Raw genomic sequence first — 19,349 nt, forward strand, 5'->3', positions numbered from 1 at the left:
GTCTGAAGATAAATGTGGAAGATTGAGAAAATGTGTGAATAGGGAGTCTGGCCAAGTGTTAAAACGTTTATCGATTACGCTGCTTTGTGCTGCAAGTTTATCTGGATGTGCAAGTTTTATTTCTGGTGGAACAGGAACGGCACCTGTTGGAACAAGTAGCGGTGAGCGTAGTCTAGGGCAGGTTTTTATTGATTCTTCAATCAAACGTACTGCAAATGTCAATTTATATAAACTTGATCATCGCTTTCGACAGTCTCGGATTAATATCGAAAGCTTCCACAGCAATGTTTTATTGACTGGACAAGTGCCTGATCCTTATTTGAAACAATTGGCTGAAGACAATGTTCGTGCAATGACGGATGTAAAAGCAGTGCATAACTACATTACTGTTGGTGATAAAGTCGCTTATAGCACCATTATGCAAGACTCTACGGTGACTGCGAATACACGTGGTTTATTGATGAGAGCCCCAGTTGTTTCTGACAGTAAAGTTCTTGTACATACTGAAAATGGTGTGCTGTATGTGATGGGACGTTTGAATACTGCTGAAATCCGAGATTTAGATGATGTTTTACAAAAAGTCGGTAATGTAAGTAGAATAGTGACTTTAGTTGATAATATCGATCAATCTTCAGGAGCTGCAACGCCGATGATGGGTTCAGCATCAACACAGTCTTTAGTTGAAACACCAGTTGCCATTGATCCTGATCAGGAATCTGTGACTATTACGCCAGTTAATCCTTAATTTATGAAACAAATTATTCAACAAGTGCAACAAAACGTGATACGGGCGAAAAACTTTTATCAAGAATTTCGTCTGTATGATTTTGCAAGTTATTCAATTAACTATTTGACTCCTAAAGATACTTTTGAAAAAGAAGAGCATCTCGCGTATGGGTTAAAGGCAAGACAGCGTTTAGATTTATATCGCACCAAAAATCCGAAGAAACAGCGACCGTTAATTGTATTTGTACATGGTGGTTCTTGGCAGCATGGCAATAAACGAGATTATTTGTTTATAGGCGAGACCTTTGCGCGAGAAGGCTATGATGTTGCTGTGATTAATTATCACCTTGCACCTGAGCATATCTTTCCAGCATTTATTGATGATATTGCTCAAGCGATTCATTATTTGAGCCAGAATCAAAGTAAGCTCGATATTTCGACTGACAACATTATTTTGATGGGACATTCGGCTGGTGCTTTTAATGTCATGTCGGTCGTGTATTCTGCTCAAGCACAAAGTTTTAAATATAAAGACAATATTAAAGCGATTATTGGATTGGCTGGGCCTTACCATTTTGATTATGTTGGTGATCCTTTATCGGAACATGCTTTTAATTTAAATATTCCTTATCAACAAGTCATGCCTTGCTATTTTATTGAATCGAATCAAATTAAACATTATTTGCTGATGGCTGAACAAGATCAGTTAGTGGGTAAAGAAAATAGTTATGCGCTTGATAATGCTTTAAGAGAAAAGGGCAACCACAGTCATATCGCGATTATCCCGAAGACAGGGCATGTTACGATTTTGGCGACGTTGGCCAGTTTGATGAGTCATTATTTTAAAACCAAGCGTACGATTTTGAATTTTATGGAAGAGGCATTAGAGCCTTAGAGAAAAAAAGCATCGATTAAGATGCTTTTTTATTTTCGATTATTTGCATAATCATTGCATGTGCAATACTGCCTTTGAATGGAATCTCTGGTAGTTGATCGAATTTAAAGAATTGGGCTTCGCTAATTTCTTCGACTTGTAACTGGATTTCCCCTGATTCATATTCAGCATGAAATGCGATCATTAAGTTACTTGGAAAGGGCCAAGGTTGACTCGACATATAGCGAATATTTTTAAGTTTCAAGCCCACTTCTTCTAACGTTTCTCGTTGTACCGCTTCTTCTAAGGTTTCACCCACTTCAACAAATCCAGCAATTAACCCATACATATTGCTTTTGTTATGCGTTGATTTAGCCAGTAGCACTTCATCATGACCTTTGGTAATGATGGTGATGATGCAAGGCTGTACACGCGGGTATTGATGATAACTACAAGCGGGGCAAACCATTGCATATTCGCTGGGGTGAATCTCAGTTGCATGTCCGCAATGACTACAGAATTTGTGATTACGTCGCCACTCAAGCAGTTGAACTGCGCGACTTGCTTGTAAAAAGTCTGTGGTAGACCATCTTTGGATTAGTTCCCGAATGGGAATAAGTTGATACCCTTCAGGAATGGACTCACCATCAAAAAGATCGCGTGCGATCACTTGATCATTGTGGTGTATCGGTAAGTCACTTGCTAATTTTTCAACCTTGGGCAGTTGGAAGTTTTCATCTACTAAAAGTTTTTGATGTTGAAAAATATAAGCAAGTGATAGTTGAGACATTAGGCTGCTAAAGTTTGTAATTGCTGACTGTTTGATAATGCCACATCGAACATAGATTGCAATACGGGCTGTTTGTTTCTTAGGTTATCAACCAGTAAATCTAAACCTGCGACAACATTCAGAATACAGTTAACTTGTTCTGCATCGAACACAAGATTTTGCGCTAAACGATGTTCAGCAAAATGTGCAGCGCCTAAAAGTGCCGTTTGTTGTGCAGAGCTACCTAAGAATTGGGCAGCACCAGAGAGTTCTTTTAGATACTTAGGCAATGCTTCTAAACTGTGTGCCGTTGGATCTTGGACATAGAGACTGAGCGTTTGTGTCAGCGTTTCCACGAGCGATTTGGTTTCAATTAACAGGGCTTTATGTGCTTCATCCAAGCGATCTAATGAGATCTGCATATTATTGACGCGGAGCTGTAAACGGCTAGAGGTATAATTACGCTCCAAAATTCCAATCGAGTTCATCGATGCTAAGATACTATTCATCAACTGTTGAACAGAAGTTGCATCGGTTAATGTATTCGATTGGTTCAGTTTTTCAGCTTGCTGTGTTAATTCTCTTGATGCCTCATTTAAATTCAGTACTTTGAATACATTTGAAAGCTGATTTAATTTTTGCTGAATCTCTTGGGTTTTTTCATTTGACATATTTTGGTGATTGTACTCAATTTCATTGCGAATTTGAGCCATTTCTTCTGTCATCAATTGGCTGATGGTATGGATTGTTTCATAGTCAGGGCCATATAAATGGCGGCTTAGAACTTGAAGTTGAGTGTCACTTAATAGCTCATCGCCAATGTTGAGTTGTTCACGAATATGCTGCGAAACATTGTCTTCTTGGCTGATACAAATAGATAAAATATCGGCCAGATCAGCAAGGTTACTTTGAAAAGCAGGTGGTGCTGCTAAAAATTTACCAATATTGGTTTCGATTTGAATAAGAGTACGCAGACGTGCTTCTGTAATCGAAAGTTCATCAATGAGACCTAGGCCAACATTCACCAGTTGCCAGTACTGTTGGCTTGGAAGGTTTGAAGCTAAGCCAGCGAGATAAACACCAACGATTTTAATCCCTTGTAAGTCTAATGGTGTTTCGACTTGTTTAATCAGTTTGTTTAAACATAATTTATAAAGCTGATGAATGTATTGGGATTGTTCTAAACTTGGTGCTTGGGGCAGATTGAAGCTTGGTGTGATGAAACCAAGTAAGGGTTGGATGGTTTGCCCTTCTTTGGTCATTGGTTTACCCAACGCGAGCTCTAAACGATTGAGCGTATCCAGTAAGAATTGTGGAACTTTAACTTCACGGAGACAGATAAATTCAATATAACGTCTCAGCATCGTTGTTCCCTCGCTGAGCGCAACGACATCACTAATTTTGATTTGTTCAGGTTGAGTCATGATTTTACGCATAAGCTCAGCAGAATATTGAGTAATTTGTGACAAATGTGGCATATCAATCAATGCAAGTACTTGCGTACATTGTTCAAATTGATTGAGCGCGTCATCAATCCCAAAGGGTAGGGCTTGTTCTTCGGCAAGCGTATTTACTGCTGTTTCTACCAATTTAATCGAATTATCGATCTCATTTTTTATTATTAATAATGCCGTTGGGTCGAAATGAATCGAGGTTTGGTAAGACATATGACCTACACCTTTCCTGAGTTGTTATATCCATGTACCTCCTTTGCAGGAGGTCTAAATCATTTAGGGGCTGCTGACATTTCATATATGTCTTGCGTTATAGGCTAAAACGACTCAAACAAGGCATGAAACGCAGGTAATGGTTATCCCCTTATCAAGTTTCATAACGAAGTTTGGGGAGGTTTTAGCCATAACCCTGCGGGACAGGGATATTTTTTGCCGCTACTGCGTTATGCTTTGCTTATTTAGAATGACTAAATTTCACAAACCATGCCTGGTATCGTCTAAAAAATGTCTTCTGTCGCAAGCATCTATGAAACGTCATCAGACCCTAATCGTTAATATAACTTAACTTTGAGCACTTGAAATATAAAAACCGAGCTTGATCAGAAAATTTATTTTGCGAAAAGGCAAGGTTCTCCATGTTTTTCTTCGAATTGTTTGACCCAGGTCTCATGTTCATTTAATTCATGTTCTGATGGTTTGATAATCGCTAAGTCAACTTGAACACGCTGACGCGTTATTTTCTTTTCATCTTGCTCTGCTTGAGTGAGGGTATCCATATCAAAAGCGACCTGTCCACCCGTCATCGCTAGATAGACATCTGCTAAAATTTCAGCATCGAGTAACGCACCGTGGAAGGTACGATCACGTGCAGGAATCTCATAACGTCTTACCAATGCATCCAAGGAGTTCTTTTGTCCAGGATGCTTATTTTTCGCTAACGCTAAGGTATCTGTAACCTCACACACATCAGAGAGTAAAGGCAAGCCAACGCGTTTAAACTCCATATTTAAGAAGTTCATATCGAATGCGGCATTGTGCGCGATAATTTCAGCACCTTTTAAAAAGGCGAATAGTGTATCGGCAATTTCTGCATATTTAGGTTTGTCTTTTAAAAAGTCATCGCTAATACCATGCACATTTTCTGAGTCACCGACAGGTTTTTCTGGGTTGATATAGATGTGGATCGAGCTGCCTGTCAGTTTACGATTGATCATCTCAATCGCACCCACTTCGATAATACGATCACCATCTTGATAATAAAAACCCGTGGTTTCTGTATCAAGAATAAGTTGGCGAGGGCCTTGAAGCTGTACTTTTGCCTCTGTAATCACAATATGTGGGTGTTGATTTGAGGGCGATGTGCTTAGCACCACATCAGTAGATACTTCGGTTTCCTCTACATCGTCCACTATTTCTTCAATCTCTGACGTTTCAATCATCTCATCATTCGTATCAGCGTCTATATCTAATCCAAACGGATCATTTAAGAGCCAATCAGCTTCAGGCTTTTTTGTATCAGCGTTAGCCTGTGTGGGTGATTTCAATTGTTGGGCCGTTTGTTCAGCACCCAAATTTGCCAATTGGTCTGCCATTTCATTGCCTTCATGCCCAGCATGACCTTTGATCCAGTTCCATTCGATGTTGCGATTGGCGCAAACAGCATCGAGTTTTTTCCATAAATCTGGATTTTTAACATCTTTCCAGTTTTTCTTCTTCCAACCATGGATCCATTCGGTAATGCCTTGTTTTACATAATTAGAGTCTGTCCAAATGATCAGGTGGGCATCGATTGGACAAAAAGAAACACCTTCAATGGCAGCTTGAAGCTCCATGCGATTATTGGTGGTTTCAGGCTCGCCACCACAGATTTTATGTTCACCTTGTTCCGTAATGATGTATGCCCCCCAACCCCCGAGACCTGGGTTACCTTTACATGCGCCATCAATATAAAGCGTGATTGTCTGTGACATATTTGAACCTGAACAATAAAACCGATGAAAAGCTTGACGTATCTCCGTATGCCAATACACATAAAGAGACATCAAGTGAATAGGGAATATTAGCATTCCCACATGAGAACGTGCATTGTAAATGCTAAATTTTGATTGTGAGCGTTACAAAACTCATCTTTTTTAATTTCTTGTAACATTTCCATGCAAATCACGTTAAATTATTGCCTTGTCTAAGTGACATGCTTTACTACAATGGCAAATCAAAGTAATAAACTAGCGTAAGTGGACTGGAAGATTTTATGTATAAATCGAACACATTGGTGTGGCAAGCATCTGCAACATCATTATTCAAAATTACTGTACTTACTTCTGCTCTGGCTGCGTTGGGAATTACAACGGGATGTTCCTCAACACCTCATTCAAATAAGGCTTCGTCTTCGAAGCAACTCAGTTCAGGTTATTTAGATGCAAGTAGTTTAGATTCACTTGAAGATTTACTTTCTGCGACGGATATGCGAGCAGTAGAAGGTGATCGCTTACTGGTATTGAAACACGGTGATGTGTGGAAACGGATGACCGTAGGCTTCAAGATGGATTTGAATCGTCGGGATTCTCGGATTGAAGCACAGCGTGGTTGGTTTATTTCACGCCAGCCTTATTTAGATCGTTTGAGTGCGCGTGCCAGCCGATATTTATATCACACTGTGAAAGAAGCAGAACGTCGTGGCATGCCCACCGAATTAGCATTATTGCCTGTGATTGAAAGTTCATATGATCCAGCAGCCACCAGTAGTGCAGCAGCAGCAGGCTTATGGCAGTTTATTCCAAGTACTGGACGTATTTATGGTTTACAACAAACCAGCTTATATGATGGTCGCCGTGATGTCGTGGAATCTACGCGTGCCGCATACGAGTTTTTAGGCAGTCTTTATAATCAATTTGGTTCATGGGAACTGGCTTTAGCGGCTTATAATGCAGGACCAGGACGTATTCAACAAGCGATTAACCGTAATAAAGCCGCAGGTTTGCCGACAGATTACTGGTCTTTGAAACTACCACAAGAAACCATGAATTATGTACCTCGTTTCTTGGCAGTGGCACAAATTATTAAAAATCCAAATGCTTATGGTGTCGCTTTGCCACCGATTGCCAATCGACCTCACTTTCGCGAAGTTAATTTAGCTGCACCTTTGTCATTGAATGAAATTTCATCCATTACAGGTTTAAGCCGCTCGGAATTGTATGCTTTAAACCCTGCACATCGTGGCGAGACGATGGACCCTATGAGTCCATTGCGGATCTTAATCCCAGCTGATCTCAGTCCTTCAATAGATGCGAGATTACGTTCTAATAAAGCAGGTTCAGGTGGTTTCTGGGCAAGTAAAACGCCACCTCCTGTGTTGAATAATTCATCAGCAGCGTCAACCACGATTCGTACCACAACCACGCCAGCACAGTCAGTCAGCACAACGGCAAAGACCACAGCACCATTGACTGCAAGTGCAAGTAATACTCCGCGATCACCGTCAGCCACAGCAGCGACCAATGTTAAGGTGAATACCCCGCGCGGATCTGATGCTTTGGCATCATTTGCTGCTGCCGCTAATGTACCCAGTGCACCACGTATTCCTGTTGCAATCACACCAGCCGCAAATGTGAAACCTGTAAACATTGAGCCGCCAATTTCAACTACAGAGCGTGAGCAAATTGTTGCAGCGATGAAAGTTGAAGGTGAGCCGAAATCAGTTACACAAGTATTAGAACCTCAAGCAACGCAAGCTGAAAAAGATCAGGTTGTTGCTGAAATCAAAGCCATTGCGCCGAAAGGTACCGAAATCGTAGATCCATTTGATGGCAAGATTAAGTTAACTGCGATTCAGACCAGCCAATCTGTCTCTGATGAAAAAGGCCAAGAGGTGAGTCGAGGTTTTGCTTACCCGAAAAATTTGGTTGAAGACAAGGCGACTGCCAATAGTGATGACGCGAAACGTAATCAGGGTAAACCTTATATCAGCACTGACACCGATGTTGTGGTGGTCGCACCAAAAGGTAAACGCAGTACTTATACGGTCATGCCTGGCGATACTTTGGCTGTAATTGCACAGAAAAATGGGGTGAGTTGGCGTGATATCGCCAAATGGAACCAAATTGATCCAGCAGGAACTTTATTTGTGGGTACAAGTTTGTATTTATATGATGCAAAACCACAAGCTGAAGCTGTAAAAGCGGTTGAAACCAAACCTGAGAGCTATGTTGTGCAATCAGGAGATAGTTTAACGAGCTTAGCTGCTCGTTTTGATTTAACGCTAAAGCAATTGGCCGACTACAATAACTTGGCGGTGACAGATGGTTTATTTGTAGGGCAAAAATTAACGCTTAAAGAGTCAAAGAGTAATACGCGTGCTCCACAACAAACAGCCCGTGCGACTGAGACAAAAGCGGCTCCGACACAAAAAGTTGCCACCACCTCTTATACTGTTAAACGTGGCGAATATTTGAAATTGATCGCTGATCGATATGCATTATCTAATCAGGAACTCGCTGATCTAACTTCAGGTTTAACAGCAAGTAGTAGCTTATTCGTCGGACAAAAAATTAATGTGCCTCTGCAAGAAGTTGCTGAGACTAAAAATACCGTTAAATTTGACAATGTAACTGCATCGACCAGCTATAAGACGGAAAATTACACCGTAGCACGTGGTGATACATTATCTAGTATTGCAGCTAAATCGAAAATTACATTGAATGAATTGGCTGAACTGAATAATTTGAAATCAAATAGTGGTGTTCGTTTAGGTCAAAGTTTAAAGATTCCTGCTGGTTCAACTGTTCCTGATCAGTATGTGGTTCAGTCAGGTGATAGTTTGAATGCAATTGCAGGTCGATACAACTTACAAGTGAGCTATCTTGCAGACCTGAATGGTTTGCAACAGACTTCAGGTGTACGTATAGGTCAACGTTTGAAATTAACAGGCGATGTTGCTAAGGCAGAAGCACCAGCACAGCCTGAATCAAGCAGAGTAAGTAGTGCACCTGTAAGCCGAAACACTGCAAACACAGAGCAATATACTGTTAAAGCAGGTGAGTCGTTGAACAGTATTGCCAGTCGTATAGGCATGTCTGGTCGTGAACTTGCTGATTTAAATCAATTGCGTGCCAATGCTGGTTTACAACGTGGTCAAACGATTTTAATACCTAAAACCGTGACTGAATATAAAGTCAAACGGGGGGATACGTTGATTGGTTTAGCCAGTCGATATGGTATGCAAACCAATGTCCTTGCGGAAATGAATGATCTGAAGCCGAACACTCAACTCCGTATTGGTGATGTTATCAAAGTACCAAATTTATAAGGATATATATGAATTGGTCTCATGGAAGAGCACAACACCTCATCCTTTTGTTTGGTCTAGGGTTTGGCTGTCAATATAGTTTGGCAGCTCAACAAACCACCCCTTTTTTGGCTGTACATGCCAACCCTCAATATACGCATTTGCAGGCTATGCCTTATGCCAATGCTCAAGCACCAAAAGGCGGTGTGCTTAGCCAAGCAAGTAATGGAACATTTGATAACCTAAACAGCATGAATGGTAAAGGCAATGCAACAGATGGGGTCAACTATTTATTTGATACCTTGATGGATCATTCACTGGATGAACCAAATGTCATGTATCCATTGCTTGCTGAGAAGGCAACCTACGATCCACATAAACCAAAATTTGTTATTTTTTATCTTAATCCCAAGGCTCGGTTTAGCAATGCTCAAGCGGTGACAGCCGAAGATGTCAAATTTACCTTTGATACCTATCAAGAAAAAGCCAATCCAGGCTTAAAAATGTATTTGTCAGATTTAGAAAAAACCGAAGTGTTGTCTAAGTACCAAGTCAAATTTACTTTTAAATCTGATGATAATGCCGAAATGCCTTTAATCGTCGCCAGTCTGCCTATTTATTCTAAACAGGATTGGAAGGACAAAGATTTTACCCGTGTGACTATGCAACCGATCTTAGGATCTGGACCCTATTTGATTGATCGTATTGATGCGGGGAGAAGTATTACCTACAAACGTAATCCGAATTATTGGGCGAAAGATTTACCTGTAAATCGTGGGCGTCATAATTTCGATCGTCTCAGATATGTGTACTACCGTAACTTGGATGTGACCTTTGAAGGCTTCAAATCTGGGCAGTTCACATTACACGAAGAAAATATATCGCGTCGCTGGGTGACTGAATATAAATTTCCTGCGGTTCAGGTCGGTTTGGTCAAGAAATACAATGCCAATTTAGCGAAACCTTTAGATTTTCAGAGTTTTGTTTTCAATACGCGACGTAAACCTTTAGATGATATTTATTTACGTAAAGCATTGAGTTATGCCTATGATTTTGAATGGCAAAATAAAGCGCTATTCTACGGTCAATATCAACGCTTACAAAGTTATTTCGCCAACAGTGAGTTGGCGGCAGTAGGGCAGCCATCTCCGGCAGAACGTGCTGTTTTACAGCCTTATGTCGCAAAATTAAATCCGCTGATGCAAAAAGGTGTATTGGCAGATTGGAAGTTTCCAGCTTCAGATGCTAGTGGTTTTAATCGGAAAAATTTACTTTTAGCCCGTCAGGTTCTAAAAGATGCAGGTTATGTTGTTAAAGATGGGCATTTATTTGATAGCAAAGGCAAGCCAATTAAAATTGAGATTCTCATTCACCAAGATGGGCTACAACGAACATTAATGCCTTTTGTTCGTAATTTGAAGCGCCTAGGTATTACGGTCAATATTCGACATGTGGATGTGCCACAATATATTGAAAGACGCCGCCGTAATGATTTTGATATGATCACCATGCGACTACCCCAATCGATTTCCCCAGGTAAAGAGCAAGCACAATTTTGGAGTAGTAAAGCTGCTGATGAAGAAGGGAACTATAATTTTGCAGGAATAAAAAACCCCGTCATTGATCAAGTGATTCAAAAAATAATTGTATCTGATAGTCGAGAACAAGTGGTACTACATACACGTGTATTGGATCGGTTATTACGAGCAGGTTATTATCATATTCCGACCTATGGTAAGGCAGAAACGTGGTTAGCCTATTGGGATATGTACCAACAACCTAAAGTAAAACCTAAACTATCAGTCGGCACCGATTATTGGTGGGTGGATGCTGAAAAAGCAAAAAAAGTAGATCAATATTTGCGGAAAAATAATCAGTCTAAACAATAGGGATAAGATTGATGGGAACATATATATTTAAACGGCTACTGCTGATTATTCCAACTTTGTTTTTTATTCTGTTGATCAATTTTGCCGTGATTCAAATTGCGCCAGGTGGGCCAGTTGAGCAAGCAATCCAGCAAGCGCAAACTTTTCAAGGGATGGGATTGTCTGGGGGCGAAACCGCACAGAGTTCTCAAACTCAGTATCAAGGGGCAAGAGGTCTGAGTGCTGAGATGGTGGAGCAAATTAAGGCACAATACGGCTTTGATAAATCAGCACCTGAGCGTTTTTGGCTCATGCTCAAAGGCTATCTTTCTTTTGATTTTGGCACCAGTTTTTTTAAAGATAAACCTGTTACCCAATTGCTTTACGAAAAAATGCCCGTCACCATTTCGCTGGGGTTATGGAGTACGCTGCTCATTTATTTGGTGTCTATTCCATTGGGAATCCGTAAGGCCAAACAGCATGGATTAATATTTGATAAATCTACATCGTTATTGTTGGCCGTTGGCTATGCGGTTCCGTCTTTTGTTTTTGCGGTGTTATTGATTGTATTTTTTGCAGGTGGCAGCTATTTTCAATGGTTTCCTTTACAGGGACTTGTCTCTGAAAACTTTACTCAACTCAGCACACTAGAAAAAATTAAAGATTATTTCTGGCATATGAGTTTGCCTTTACTCAGCATCGTATTAGGTGGTTTTGCAGGTTTAACTTACCTCACTAAATATTCCTTTATGGAAGAGTTAAATAAACAATATGTACTTGCAGCACGTTCTAAAGGACTCACCGAAAATCGGGTGTTATATGGACATGTTTTTCGTAATGCGATGTTGATTGTGATTGCTGGATTGCCTGAAGCCTTGATTGGAATTTTCTTTGTCGGTAATTTATTTATCGAAATCATCTTTAATTTGGATGGGCTTGGATTATTGGGTTTTGAGGCCATCGTTCAACGCGATTATCCTGTGATTTTTGGTACTTTGTTCTTATTCACTTTACTTGGTCTGATTTTACGTCTGGTCAGTGATGTATTGTATCAGGTGATTGATCCTCGTATTAACTTTGATGCGCGAGGAATGAAGTAATGTCGCCTGTGATGCAAGCACGCTTAGCGCGTTTTAAGAAAAATAAATTAGGCTTCCGCTGTTTTATTCTATTTACGATCATTTTTACTTTGTCACTAGCGGCTGAGTTTATTGCCAATGACAAGCCATTGATCGTGAAGTATCAAGACAGCTTTTATTTTCCAGTCTTTAAAAATTATCCAGAAACCACGTATGGTGGTGTGTTTGAGACAGCAACCGATTATCAAGATCCTGTAGTACGTGAATTAATTTCGGCCCAAGGCTGGATGATTTCCCCAATCGTTCCATTTTCATTTCAGACACCGAACCTTGATTTAACGGTACCTGTACCATCTCAACCAACGGCACAAAACTGGTTGGGAACCGATGATCAGGGACGAGATGTATTGGCACGGGTGCTGTACGGTTTACGAGTGTCTCTATTATTTGGTTTTGCCTTAACCCTTTGTGCGGCAGTTTTGGGCATCATCGTTGGTGCAATTCAGGGCTATTATGGCGGTTGGATTGACTTACTTGGACAGCGTATTCTTGAGGTTTGGGGGGGACTGCCGATGCTATTTATGGTGATGATCCTTGTCAGTATGTTTACACCCAATGTGTATTGGCTGTTTCTGATTATGCTGTTATTCGGCTGGACGGCTTTAGTGGGATTGGTTCGTGCAGAGTTTTTACGCGCCCGAAACTTTGACTATGTTCGTGCCGCAAGAGCGCTTGGAGTGACTGATCGAACGATTATTTTTCGGCATATTTTACCCAATGCGATGAGTTCGAGTTTGTCGCAATTGCCATTTATGTTGACTGCCAATATCACGGCATTAACTGCATTGGATTTTTTAGGCTATGGTTTGCCTCCTGATGCTGCTTCGTTGGGTGAATTACTATTACAGGGTAAAAATAATCTCAATGCGCCTTGGTTGGCATTGTCTGGCTTTTTTACGCTTGCAATCGTGTTGTCATTATTGATTTATATTGGGGAGGCGACACGTGATGCATTCGATCCAAGACAATAGCGCTATAAAAAATGATGTGCTCAACGTTAAAGAATTGACTGTTTCTACGGTGACAGGTCAGATTCTTGTTGATCAATTGAGCTTCAACTTAGCTGCTGGTGAAACCGTGGCAATCGTTGGCGAAAGCGGTTCAGGCAAATCTGTGAGTAGTTTAGCACTATTAGGTCTATTGCCAAGCCATTTAAACATTCAAGGACAAGCTTGGTTAAATGATCAAAACCTATTGGCTTTAGACACGCCAGCTTTGCGACAAATTCGTGGACAAAAAATTGCCATGATTTTCCAAGAACCGATGACCGCTTTAAATCCTTTGCATCGAGTCGAAAAAATCATTGGAGAAAGTTTGTTATTGCAAGGATGGTCGAAGACCAAAGTTAGAGAAAAAGTTATTACTTTGTTGAATGACGTTGGAATAACTGAGCCTGAACAGAAATTAAGACGCTATCCGCATGAGTTGTCAGGTGGACAACGGCAACGTGTGATGATTGCGATGGCTTTGGCGCTAGAGCCTGATATTTTAATAGCAGATGAACCGACAACTGCATTAGATGTTACCTTGCAAACACAAATTTTGAATTTGCTGAAACAGCTCCAGCAGCAACGCAATATGGCGATGATTTTGATTAGCCATGATTTAAATCTGGTCAAGCACTATGCCGATGATGTGATTGTAATGAACAAAGGCCGAGTGGAGGAGCAAGGTGCAGTCACCACAATTTTTGCCCGACCAGAAGCCGCTTATACGCAGCATTTACTGGATCATGATTTTGGTCAAGCACTACCATCCGCAGATCAGCAAACCATTCTTGAAATAAAACAACTCGCCGTGAAGTTCCCCATTAAACAGGGTCTATTAAATCGTGTGAAAGATTATTTTATTGCGATAGAACCACTTGATTTGATGCTGGCGCAGGGTGAATCTTTAGGTGTTGTAGGGGAAAGTGGTTCAGGTAAATCGACCTTAGCCTTGGCAATTACACGGTTGATCGAGAGTGAAGGACAGATTGTTTTCTTAGGGAAAGATCTGAATCAACTCAATGAGAAAAAATTACGCCCTTTACGTAGCGATTTTCAGATCGTGTTTCAAGATCCATTTAGTAGCTTAAATCCTCGTATGACGATTGGACAGATTGTCGGTGAGGGATTGGCGCTTAAAGAGCTGAATCAATCTGTTGTAGATCAGCAGATTGAGCAAACACTTGAGAAAGTGGAACTTCCGATTGATTTTAAAAATCGTTATCCGCATGAGCTGTCGGGAGGACAACGACAACGTGTTGCATTGGCACGCGCATTGGTTTTACAACCTAAGCTCATGATTTTGGATGAACCAACCTCAGCCTTAGACCGAACAACACAACGTGCAATCGTGAAATTGCTCAGACGATTACAACAGCAAGAGCAGATCAGCTATATTTTTATCAGTCATGACTTACAAGTCATCAAAGCCTTATGCCAAAAAGTCATGGTGTTGCGGCATGCAAAAGTAATGGAATATCAAGCCACTGAGTTACTTTTTTCGCAACCAAAAACAGAATATACCCGTCAGTTGATTGCTGCCAGTCAGTACTAACTTGTAATTAAGTTGACATGTGGTATTGTCAAACGATCAGATTATACTTGAATAAGTACTCTAACTTTTGTAGCAGAGGATGACCATGAGTCAGATTGCAGACAGTATCACGATTCGTAATACCATATTCAAAAACCGTATCATTAAAGGTGCGATGAGTGAAGGATTGGCCAATTATGAAGGGCAACCCAATGATTTACATATTGGCTTATATGAAGCATGGGCGAAAGGCGGTTTAGGCTGCGCCATTACAGGAAATGTAATGGTCAATATTGGCGCGAAGAATGAGCCGGGTGTCGTTGCAATTGAAACTGAACGTGATTTGGCAAGATTACAACAATGGGCTGCGGTCGGTAAAAAATACGGTATGGTGCAGTTAGTTCAATTGTCACATCCGGGTCGTCAATGTCCAAAAGGTTTGAATAAAGAAACCGTTGCACCTTCTGCTGTTCCATTTAGTCCAATGTTGGCCACCATGTTTGGTACACCGCGTGAACTTAAGCATGAGGAAATTCTAGATATTATTCAGCGTTTTGCCACTGCTGCTGCAATTTGTGAGAAAGCAGGCTTTGAGGGTGTGCAATTACATGGCGCACATGGTTATCTTATTAGTCAGTTTTTATCGCCACTCACCAATAAACGGACCGATCAATGGGGCGGTTCGGTTGAAAATCGTATGCGTTTCTTGGTTGAAGCATATAAGGCAGTCCGTGCAGCAACCTCTGAAAACTTTATCATTTCTGTAAAACTCAATTCAGCTGATTTCCAGCGTGGTGGGATTACTGAAGAAGATGTGATTACAGTATTCAAGGTCATTGATGCCGCTGGTATTGATATTATCGAAATCTCTGGTGGTACTTATGAAGCGCCTGCAATGGCAGGTGCAAAAGCTGAATCTCGTAAGGCTAGCACGATTGCACGTGAAGCTTATTTCTTAGAGTTTTCGGAAAAGATTCGTCAGCATGTCTCTTGTCAGTTAATGGTGACAGGTGGTTTCCGTACGGTGGAAGGCATGAATGCAGCACTTGAGAGTGGTGCATGTGATTTTATTGGTATTGCTCGTCCATTGGCGGTAGAAACAGATTTAACAGATCGTTTGATCGCTGGTCATGATGTTCGTTATGCCGTCAATCAAATCAAAACAGGGATTCCTTTTGTCGATAAAATGGCAATCATGGAAATCATTTGGTATGCCGCACAGTTCAAAGCGATTGGACAGGGCAAAAAGCCAAATCCTAAACTGTCACCATTATTGGTATTCTTGAATTATGCAAAAGGAAATATCAAAGCAGTGGTGAAAGGACGTGTGAATTCTCGAAAATCAGCATAATGTTTTAAGGACTCTTCGGAGTCCTTTTTATTTTGGGGAATAAAAAAAGCCACTGTCTAACTTTTTATTCAAGTTGGGCAGTGGCTTTTTAGAATTTGGCGTCCCTACGGGGATTCGAACCCCGGTTACCGCCGTGAAAGGGCGATGTCCTAGGCCTCTAGACGATAGGGACTTCTTGAGGTGGGTGTATATTAGGGTTCTGTCACCAAACTGTCAAGAAGATGAGGAGACAGTTTGTTCAAAATATAGCAAAACAGTTCAGCCGTCTTCTGGGTGTCATATAAAGCAGAGTGCGCTTCTTTACCATCAAACTCGATCCCAGCCTGAATACACGCTCTTGCTAGAACGGTTTGACCAAACATCACTGCACTGAGCGTAACGGTATCAAACACAGAGAAGCTATGAAACGGATTCTGATTTTTAGTTCCAGTACGTGCAATAGCTGCTTGTAAGAAACCTAAATCAAAGTGCGCATTGTGACCGACCAGTACGGCATGCGTACAATGCTGTGCTTTGCGTACTTCCGTGAGTGATTTGAAAATACGACGTAAAGCACTACGTTCATCTTCAGCCATTGCAACACGCATTGGATTAAATGGATCAATACCAATGAAGTCTAATGAGCGGCGATCAAGATTTGCGCCTTCAAAAGGGTTAATATGTGCATGAAAAGATGGACCCGGTACAAACTGACCTTGTTCATCGTACACGATTGGAATGCACGCAATCTCAAGCAGCGCATCGGTCTGGCAGTTAAAACCTGCTGTTTCAACATCAACCACAACAGGCAAAAAACCACGGAAGCGCTGACCTATAACGGGGGCTTTATTTTCTTGTGTCACACTTTTCTCCATTGCAGCGTTTTACCTGCATGAAGTGGAATGATTTTCTGGTCTGCGAGATAATCAAGAGACTCAGGAACGGTATGTTCTTCTTTTACCAATGTGATCGTGGTGGTATTACGTGGTAATCCATAAAAATCAGCACCAAAATGGCTGGCAAAACCTTCAAGACGCTCTAATTTTCCGACTTGATCAAAGGCTTGGGCATATAATTCAATTGCTGTTGGTGCGCTATAACAACCTGCACAGCCGCAAGCATTTTCTTTAGCATCTTGGGCGTGCGGTGCACTGTCAGTACCCAAGAAAAATTTAGGGCTACCACTGGTCGCGACTTCTAATAACGTGGTTTGATGCGTTTGACGTTTCAAAATCGGCAAGCAATAGAAATGCGGTTTTACACCACCCACCAACATGTCATTACGATTAAATAATAAATGTTGAGGGGTAATCGTGGCTGCAACATTACGATCTTGTTCAACGACAAAGTTTGCGGCATCACTGGTGGTAATATGTTCTAAAACAACTTTTAGTTTTGGAAATTGTCTAAGTAACGGTGAAAGTACTTCATCTAGAAATCTTTTTTCACGGTCAAAAATATCCACATGATGATGCGTGACTTCACCATGAAGTAGTAACGGGACTTGATGTTCTTCAAGTTGCTCAATCACAGCATAGACTTTACGAATATCACTTACACCATTATCTGAGTTGGTCGTTGCACCAGCAGGGTAGAGTTTGATGGCATTTACATATTCAGATTCTTTGATTTTACGAACTTCATCAGGAGAGGTGTGGTCGGTAAAATAAAGCACCATACGAGGGTCAAAATTGATTCCTTCTGGAACATGGGCAAGAATACGCTCGCGGTACGCTAAAGCTTCTTCTACAGTTTTGACTGGTGGAACAAGATTTGGCATGCAAATCGCGCGGGCAAATTGTTTTGCTAAATCTGGTACTGTGCGTTTTAAAGCTAAACCATCACGCAGGTGTGCGTGCCAATCATCTGGTTGTAAAAGTGTAAGAGTATTCAAGGTGTACTTCAAACTTAAAAATAATACAAATAATAATGCATAAAGTGTGAAAATGGTAACTACAATTACGGATAAGTGGTTAAGTAAAGTGCACGACGGAATGAGAATTTATGCTATTTTTATCCAGCATAAAAATAGCGCATTATAAGAAGAGTAAAAAGGATGGAAAATCAATATGATCTTGAGCAGTTAAGGAGGTCTAAAGAAGCACTGGAGCAGCTTATTGTCCAGCATTTTAAGTCAAAAAAAACGCATCAGGCTTTACCTGCAAAACTAGAAAATGAGTTCTGGGCGTTTAATATTGATCGAACACGGGTCAATGCGATTCAATTTTTTGGTCAAGGTGTGATCACCTATGCCATTTTTATATTACTGATTTTACCCTCGAACTTTATTGTGATCCGTGAAAGTGTCGATTTTATCTCGGATTTTGTATATAGCATTTTGAGTTTAATTGTGGTCGGTATATCACTGTTTTTATTTTGGGTATTTGCACGTTTTAAAAGTTTGAACGCTTTATTCTATTCTGCATCGTGTTCTCTTGTTTTTTGCACCATTGTTTTCACCTCATTATTGATGATGAGTGTTTCAAATATGGTTCTTCAAAATCAGGCGATGGTCCTGATTGCTTTCTTATATATGTTGGGCTTTATTCTAAGTGGCATTAAACCATTACATATGTTGGCGATAGGCACTTTTGCTGCCTTTGTGATTCTACTCTTCCTGTATTTATTTAATATTCCTTGTGATTTCCTCATGATTGGGCGAACGTTAATTGGCAGTATATTGCTTGGTTTCTCAATCAGTGTAATGCTCAATTCCAAAGAGCGAAGAATATTTATAAAGTCAAAAATCTCTGAAATAGATGAAAAAATCCTACGCTTACAAGCATCTGAGTTGTTGCACCTCAGTCAGCATGATGAACTTACCAATGTGTCAAATCGTCGTACTTTTGAAGAGATGTGTTCTTATTATTATGATTTAGCCTGTCAAGAGCAGACATCTTTATCCGTACTGTTTATCGATATTGATTATTTCAAAAATTATAATGATTTTTATGGTCATCAGATGGGCGACCAAGTTATTTCTGAAATTGCTAAAACAATAAAAGGTTCAATTAGACATATGGACTTTATTGCACGCTATGGCGGAGAGGAGTTTGTGGTGCTTTTACCACAGACATCTGCACAAGGCGCTTATGCTGTTGCGACCAATATTTATCGTGCCATTGATCGGCAGATGATCCCACATGAAAAGTCTTTAGTTTCAAATCACGTGACTATCAGTTTGGGTATTACGGTTTTTAATGGAAATCCAAAAATTAGCCAAGAAGTGTTAATTCACACTGCTGATAAAGCGTTATATCGCGCTAAACAATTAGGACGCAATCAGATTTATTATCAACCTTTACCAAATATCGAAGAAAATATAGAAAATTAAAAAACCGAAGATCATATGCATGATCTTCGGTTTCATTGAATCAGAATAATT

General features: G+C 40.5%; 14 protein-coding genes and 1 tRNA gene. 9 read left to right on the top strand and 6 right to left on the bottom strand.

Translation table 11 applies throughout. The features are described 5' to 3' along the window. Positions 1-55: 55 nt before the first annotated feature. A complete protein-coding gene (locus MMP72_RS13140; protein ID WP_130162319.1) occupies positions 56-745 on the top strand; it encodes a BON domain-containing protein in 690 nt (229 codons plus the stop codon). A gap of 3 nt (positions 746-748) precedes the next feature. Continuing rightward, on the top strand, positions 749-1,621 hold the full coding sequence (locus MMP72_RS13145) for an alpha/beta hydrolase (protein WP_241317962.1): 873 nt from the start codon (positions 749-751) through the stop codon (positions 1,619-1,621). A gap of 16 nt (positions 1,622-1,637) precedes the next feature. On the opposite strand, the gene nudC is transcribed toward MMP72_RS13145, so the two are convergent. From nudC to dnaQ, 3 genes are all read right to left on the bottom strand, one after another. Beyond that, complete coding sequence (gene nudC / locus MMP72_RS13150; protein WP_241317963.1) at positions 1,638-2,390, bottom strand: NAD(+) diphosphatase; 753 nt, start codon at positions 2,388-2,390, stop codon at positions 1,638-1,640. Further along, positions 2,390-4,036, bottom strand: a complete 1,647-nt coding sequence (locus MMP72_RS13155; protein WP_241317965.1) for a chemotaxis protein — start codon at positions 4,034-4,036, stop codon at positions 2,390-2,392. Before MMP72_RS13155 ends, nudC begins: the two co-directional genes overlap by 1 nt. Before the next feature lie 395 nt (positions 4,037-4,431). After that, complete coding sequence (gene dnaQ / locus MMP72_RS13160) at positions 4,432-5,793, bottom strand: DNA polymerase III subunit epsilon (RefSeq protein ID WP_241317967.1); 1,362 nt, start codon at positions 5,791-5,793, stop codon at positions 4,432-4,434. Positions 5,794-6,074: 281 nt separating this feature from the next. Between dnaQ and MMP72_RS13165 the strand changes: the two genes are divergently transcribed. The 6 genes from MMP72_RS13165 to MMP72_RS13190 all read left to right on the top strand — a co-directional run bounded on the left by MMP72_RS13165 (position 6,075) and on the right by MMP72_RS13190 (position 15,985). Next, positions 6,075-9,128, top strand: coding sequence for a LysM peptidoglycan-binding domain-containing protein (locus tag MMP72_RS13165; RefSeq protein ID WP_241317969.1), 3,054 nt, complete (start codon positions 6,075-6,077; stop codon positions 9,126-9,128). An 8-nt stretch (positions 9,129-9,136) separates the two neighbouring features. Beyond that, positions 9,137-10,996 carry an extracellular solute-binding protein gene (locus MMP72_RS13170; protein ID WP_241317971.1) on the top strand — a complete coding sequence of 620 codons (1,860 nt, stop codon included), beginning with the start codon at positions 9,137-9,139 and terminating at the stop codon, positions 10,994-10,996. Between the two features lie 11 nt (positions 10,997-11,007). Next, the gene (gene yejB / locus MMP72_RS13175; protein WP_241317973.1) at positions 11,008-12,075 is read left to right on the top strand and encodes a microcin C ABC transporter permease YejB; all 1,068 of its coding nucleotides are present in this window, start codon (positions 11,008-11,010) and stop codon (positions 12,073-12,075) included. Next, a complete protein-coding gene (locus MMP72_RS13180) occupies positions 12,075-13,085 on the top strand; it encodes an ABC transporter permease (RefSeq protein WP_241317975.1) in 1,011 nt (336 codons plus the stop codon). The genes yejB and MMP72_RS13180 overlap by 1 nt, the downstream gene beginning before the upstream one ends. Further along, on the top strand, positions 13,063-14,655 hold the full coding sequence (locus tag MMP72_RS13185) for a dipeptide ABC transporter ATP-binding protein (protein ID WP_241318044.1): 1,593 nt from the start codon (positions 13,063-13,065) through the stop codon (positions 14,653-14,655). The genes MMP72_RS13180 and MMP72_RS13185 overlap by 23 nt, the downstream gene beginning before the upstream one ends. Before the next feature lie 85 nt (positions 14,656-14,740). Then, a complete protein-coding gene (locus tag MMP72_RS13190; RefSeq protein ID WP_241317977.1) occupies positions 14,741-15,985 on the top strand; it encodes an NADH:flavin oxidoreductase/NADH oxidase family protein in 1,245 nt (414 codons plus the stop codon). A 96-nt stretch (positions 15,986-16,081) separates the two neighbouring features. Here the strand turns inward: MMP72_RS13190 and MMP72_RS13195 are convergent. The 3 genes from MMP72_RS13195 to pyrC form a co-directional block, all read right to left on the bottom strand. Beyond that, a tRNA-Glu gene (locus MMP72_RS13195) sits at positions 16,082-16,157 on the bottom strand. A 19-nt stretch (positions 16,158-16,176) separates the two neighbouring features. Further along, positions 16,177-16,839, bottom strand: a complete 663-nt coding sequence (gene rnt, locus MMP72_RS13200) for a ribonuclease T (RefSeq protein WP_241317979.1) — start codon at positions 16,837-16,839, stop codon at positions 16,177-16,179. Continuing rightward, entirely contained in the window at positions 16,824-17,858 is a 1,035-nt protein-coding gene (pyrC, locus tag MMP72_RS13205) for a dihydroorotase (RefSeq protein WP_241317981.1), read from the bottom strand. The genes rnt and pyrC overlap by 16 nt, the downstream gene beginning before the upstream one ends. A 162-nt stretch (positions 17,859-18,020) precedes the next feature. Between pyrC and MMP72_RS13210 the strand changes: the two genes are divergently transcribed. Then, complete coding sequence (locus MMP72_RS13210) at positions 18,021-19,298, top strand: GGDEF domain-containing protein (protein ID WP_241317983.1); 1,278 nt, start codon at positions 18,021-18,023, stop codon at positions 19,296-19,298. The last annotated feature ends 51 nt before the right edge of the window (positions 19,299-19,349 follow it).

It is taken from the genome of Acinetobacter sp. NIPH 2699 (assembly GCF_022549355.1).
Taxonomy (GTDB): Bacteria; Pseudomonadota; Gammaproteobacteria; order Pseudomonadales; family Moraxellaceae; genus Acinetobacter.

Bases quoted from the DNA above. Each gene is read 5' to 3' on its own strand.
- dnaQ (WP_241317967.1), bottom strand. From the start codon at position 5,793: ATGTCACAGACAATCACGCTTTATATTGATGGCGCATGTAAAGGTAAC.
- MMP72_RS13190 (WP_241317977.1), top strand. From the start codon at position 14,741: ATGAGTCAGATTGCAGACAGTATCACGATTCGTAATACCATATTCAAA.
- MMP72_RS13165 (WP_241317969.1), top strand. From the start codon at position 6,075: ATGTATAAATCGAACACATTGGTGTGGCAAGCATCTGCAACATCATTA.
- MMP72_RS13210 (WP_241317983.1), top strand. From the start codon at position 18,021: ATGGAAAATCAATATGATCTTGAGCAGTTAAGGAGGTCTAAAGAAGCA.
- MMP72_RS13185 (WP_241318044.1), top strand. From the start codon at position 13,063: ATGCATTCGATCCAAGACAATAGCGCTATAAAAAATGATGTGCTCAAC.
- MMP72_RS13180 (WP_241317975.1), top strand. From the start codon at position 12,075: ATGTCGCCTGTGATGCAAGCACGCTTAGCGCGTTTTAAGAAAAATAAA.
- MMP72_RS13145 (WP_241317962.1), top strand. From the start codon at position 749: ATGAAACAAATTATTCAACAAGTGCAACAAAACGTGATACGGGCGAAA.
- nudC (WP_241317963.1), bottom strand. From the start codon at position 2,390: ATGTCTCAACTATCACTTGCTTATATTTTTCAACATCAAAAACTTTTA.
- MMP72_RS13155 (WP_241317965.1), bottom strand. From the start codon at position 4,036: ATGTCTTACCAAACCTCGATTCATTTCGACCCAACGGCATTATTAATA.
- rnt (WP_241317979.1), bottom strand. From the start codon at position 16,839: ATGGAGAAAAGTGTGACACAAGAAAATAAAGCCCCCGTTATAGGTCAG.
- yejB (WP_241317973.1), top strand. From the start codon at position 11,008: ATGGGAACATATATATTTAAACGGCTACTGCTGATTATTCCAACTTTG.
- MMP72_RS13170 (WP_241317971.1), top strand. From the start codon at position 9,137: ATGAATTGGTCTCATGGAAGAGCACAACACCTCATCCTTTTGTTTGGT.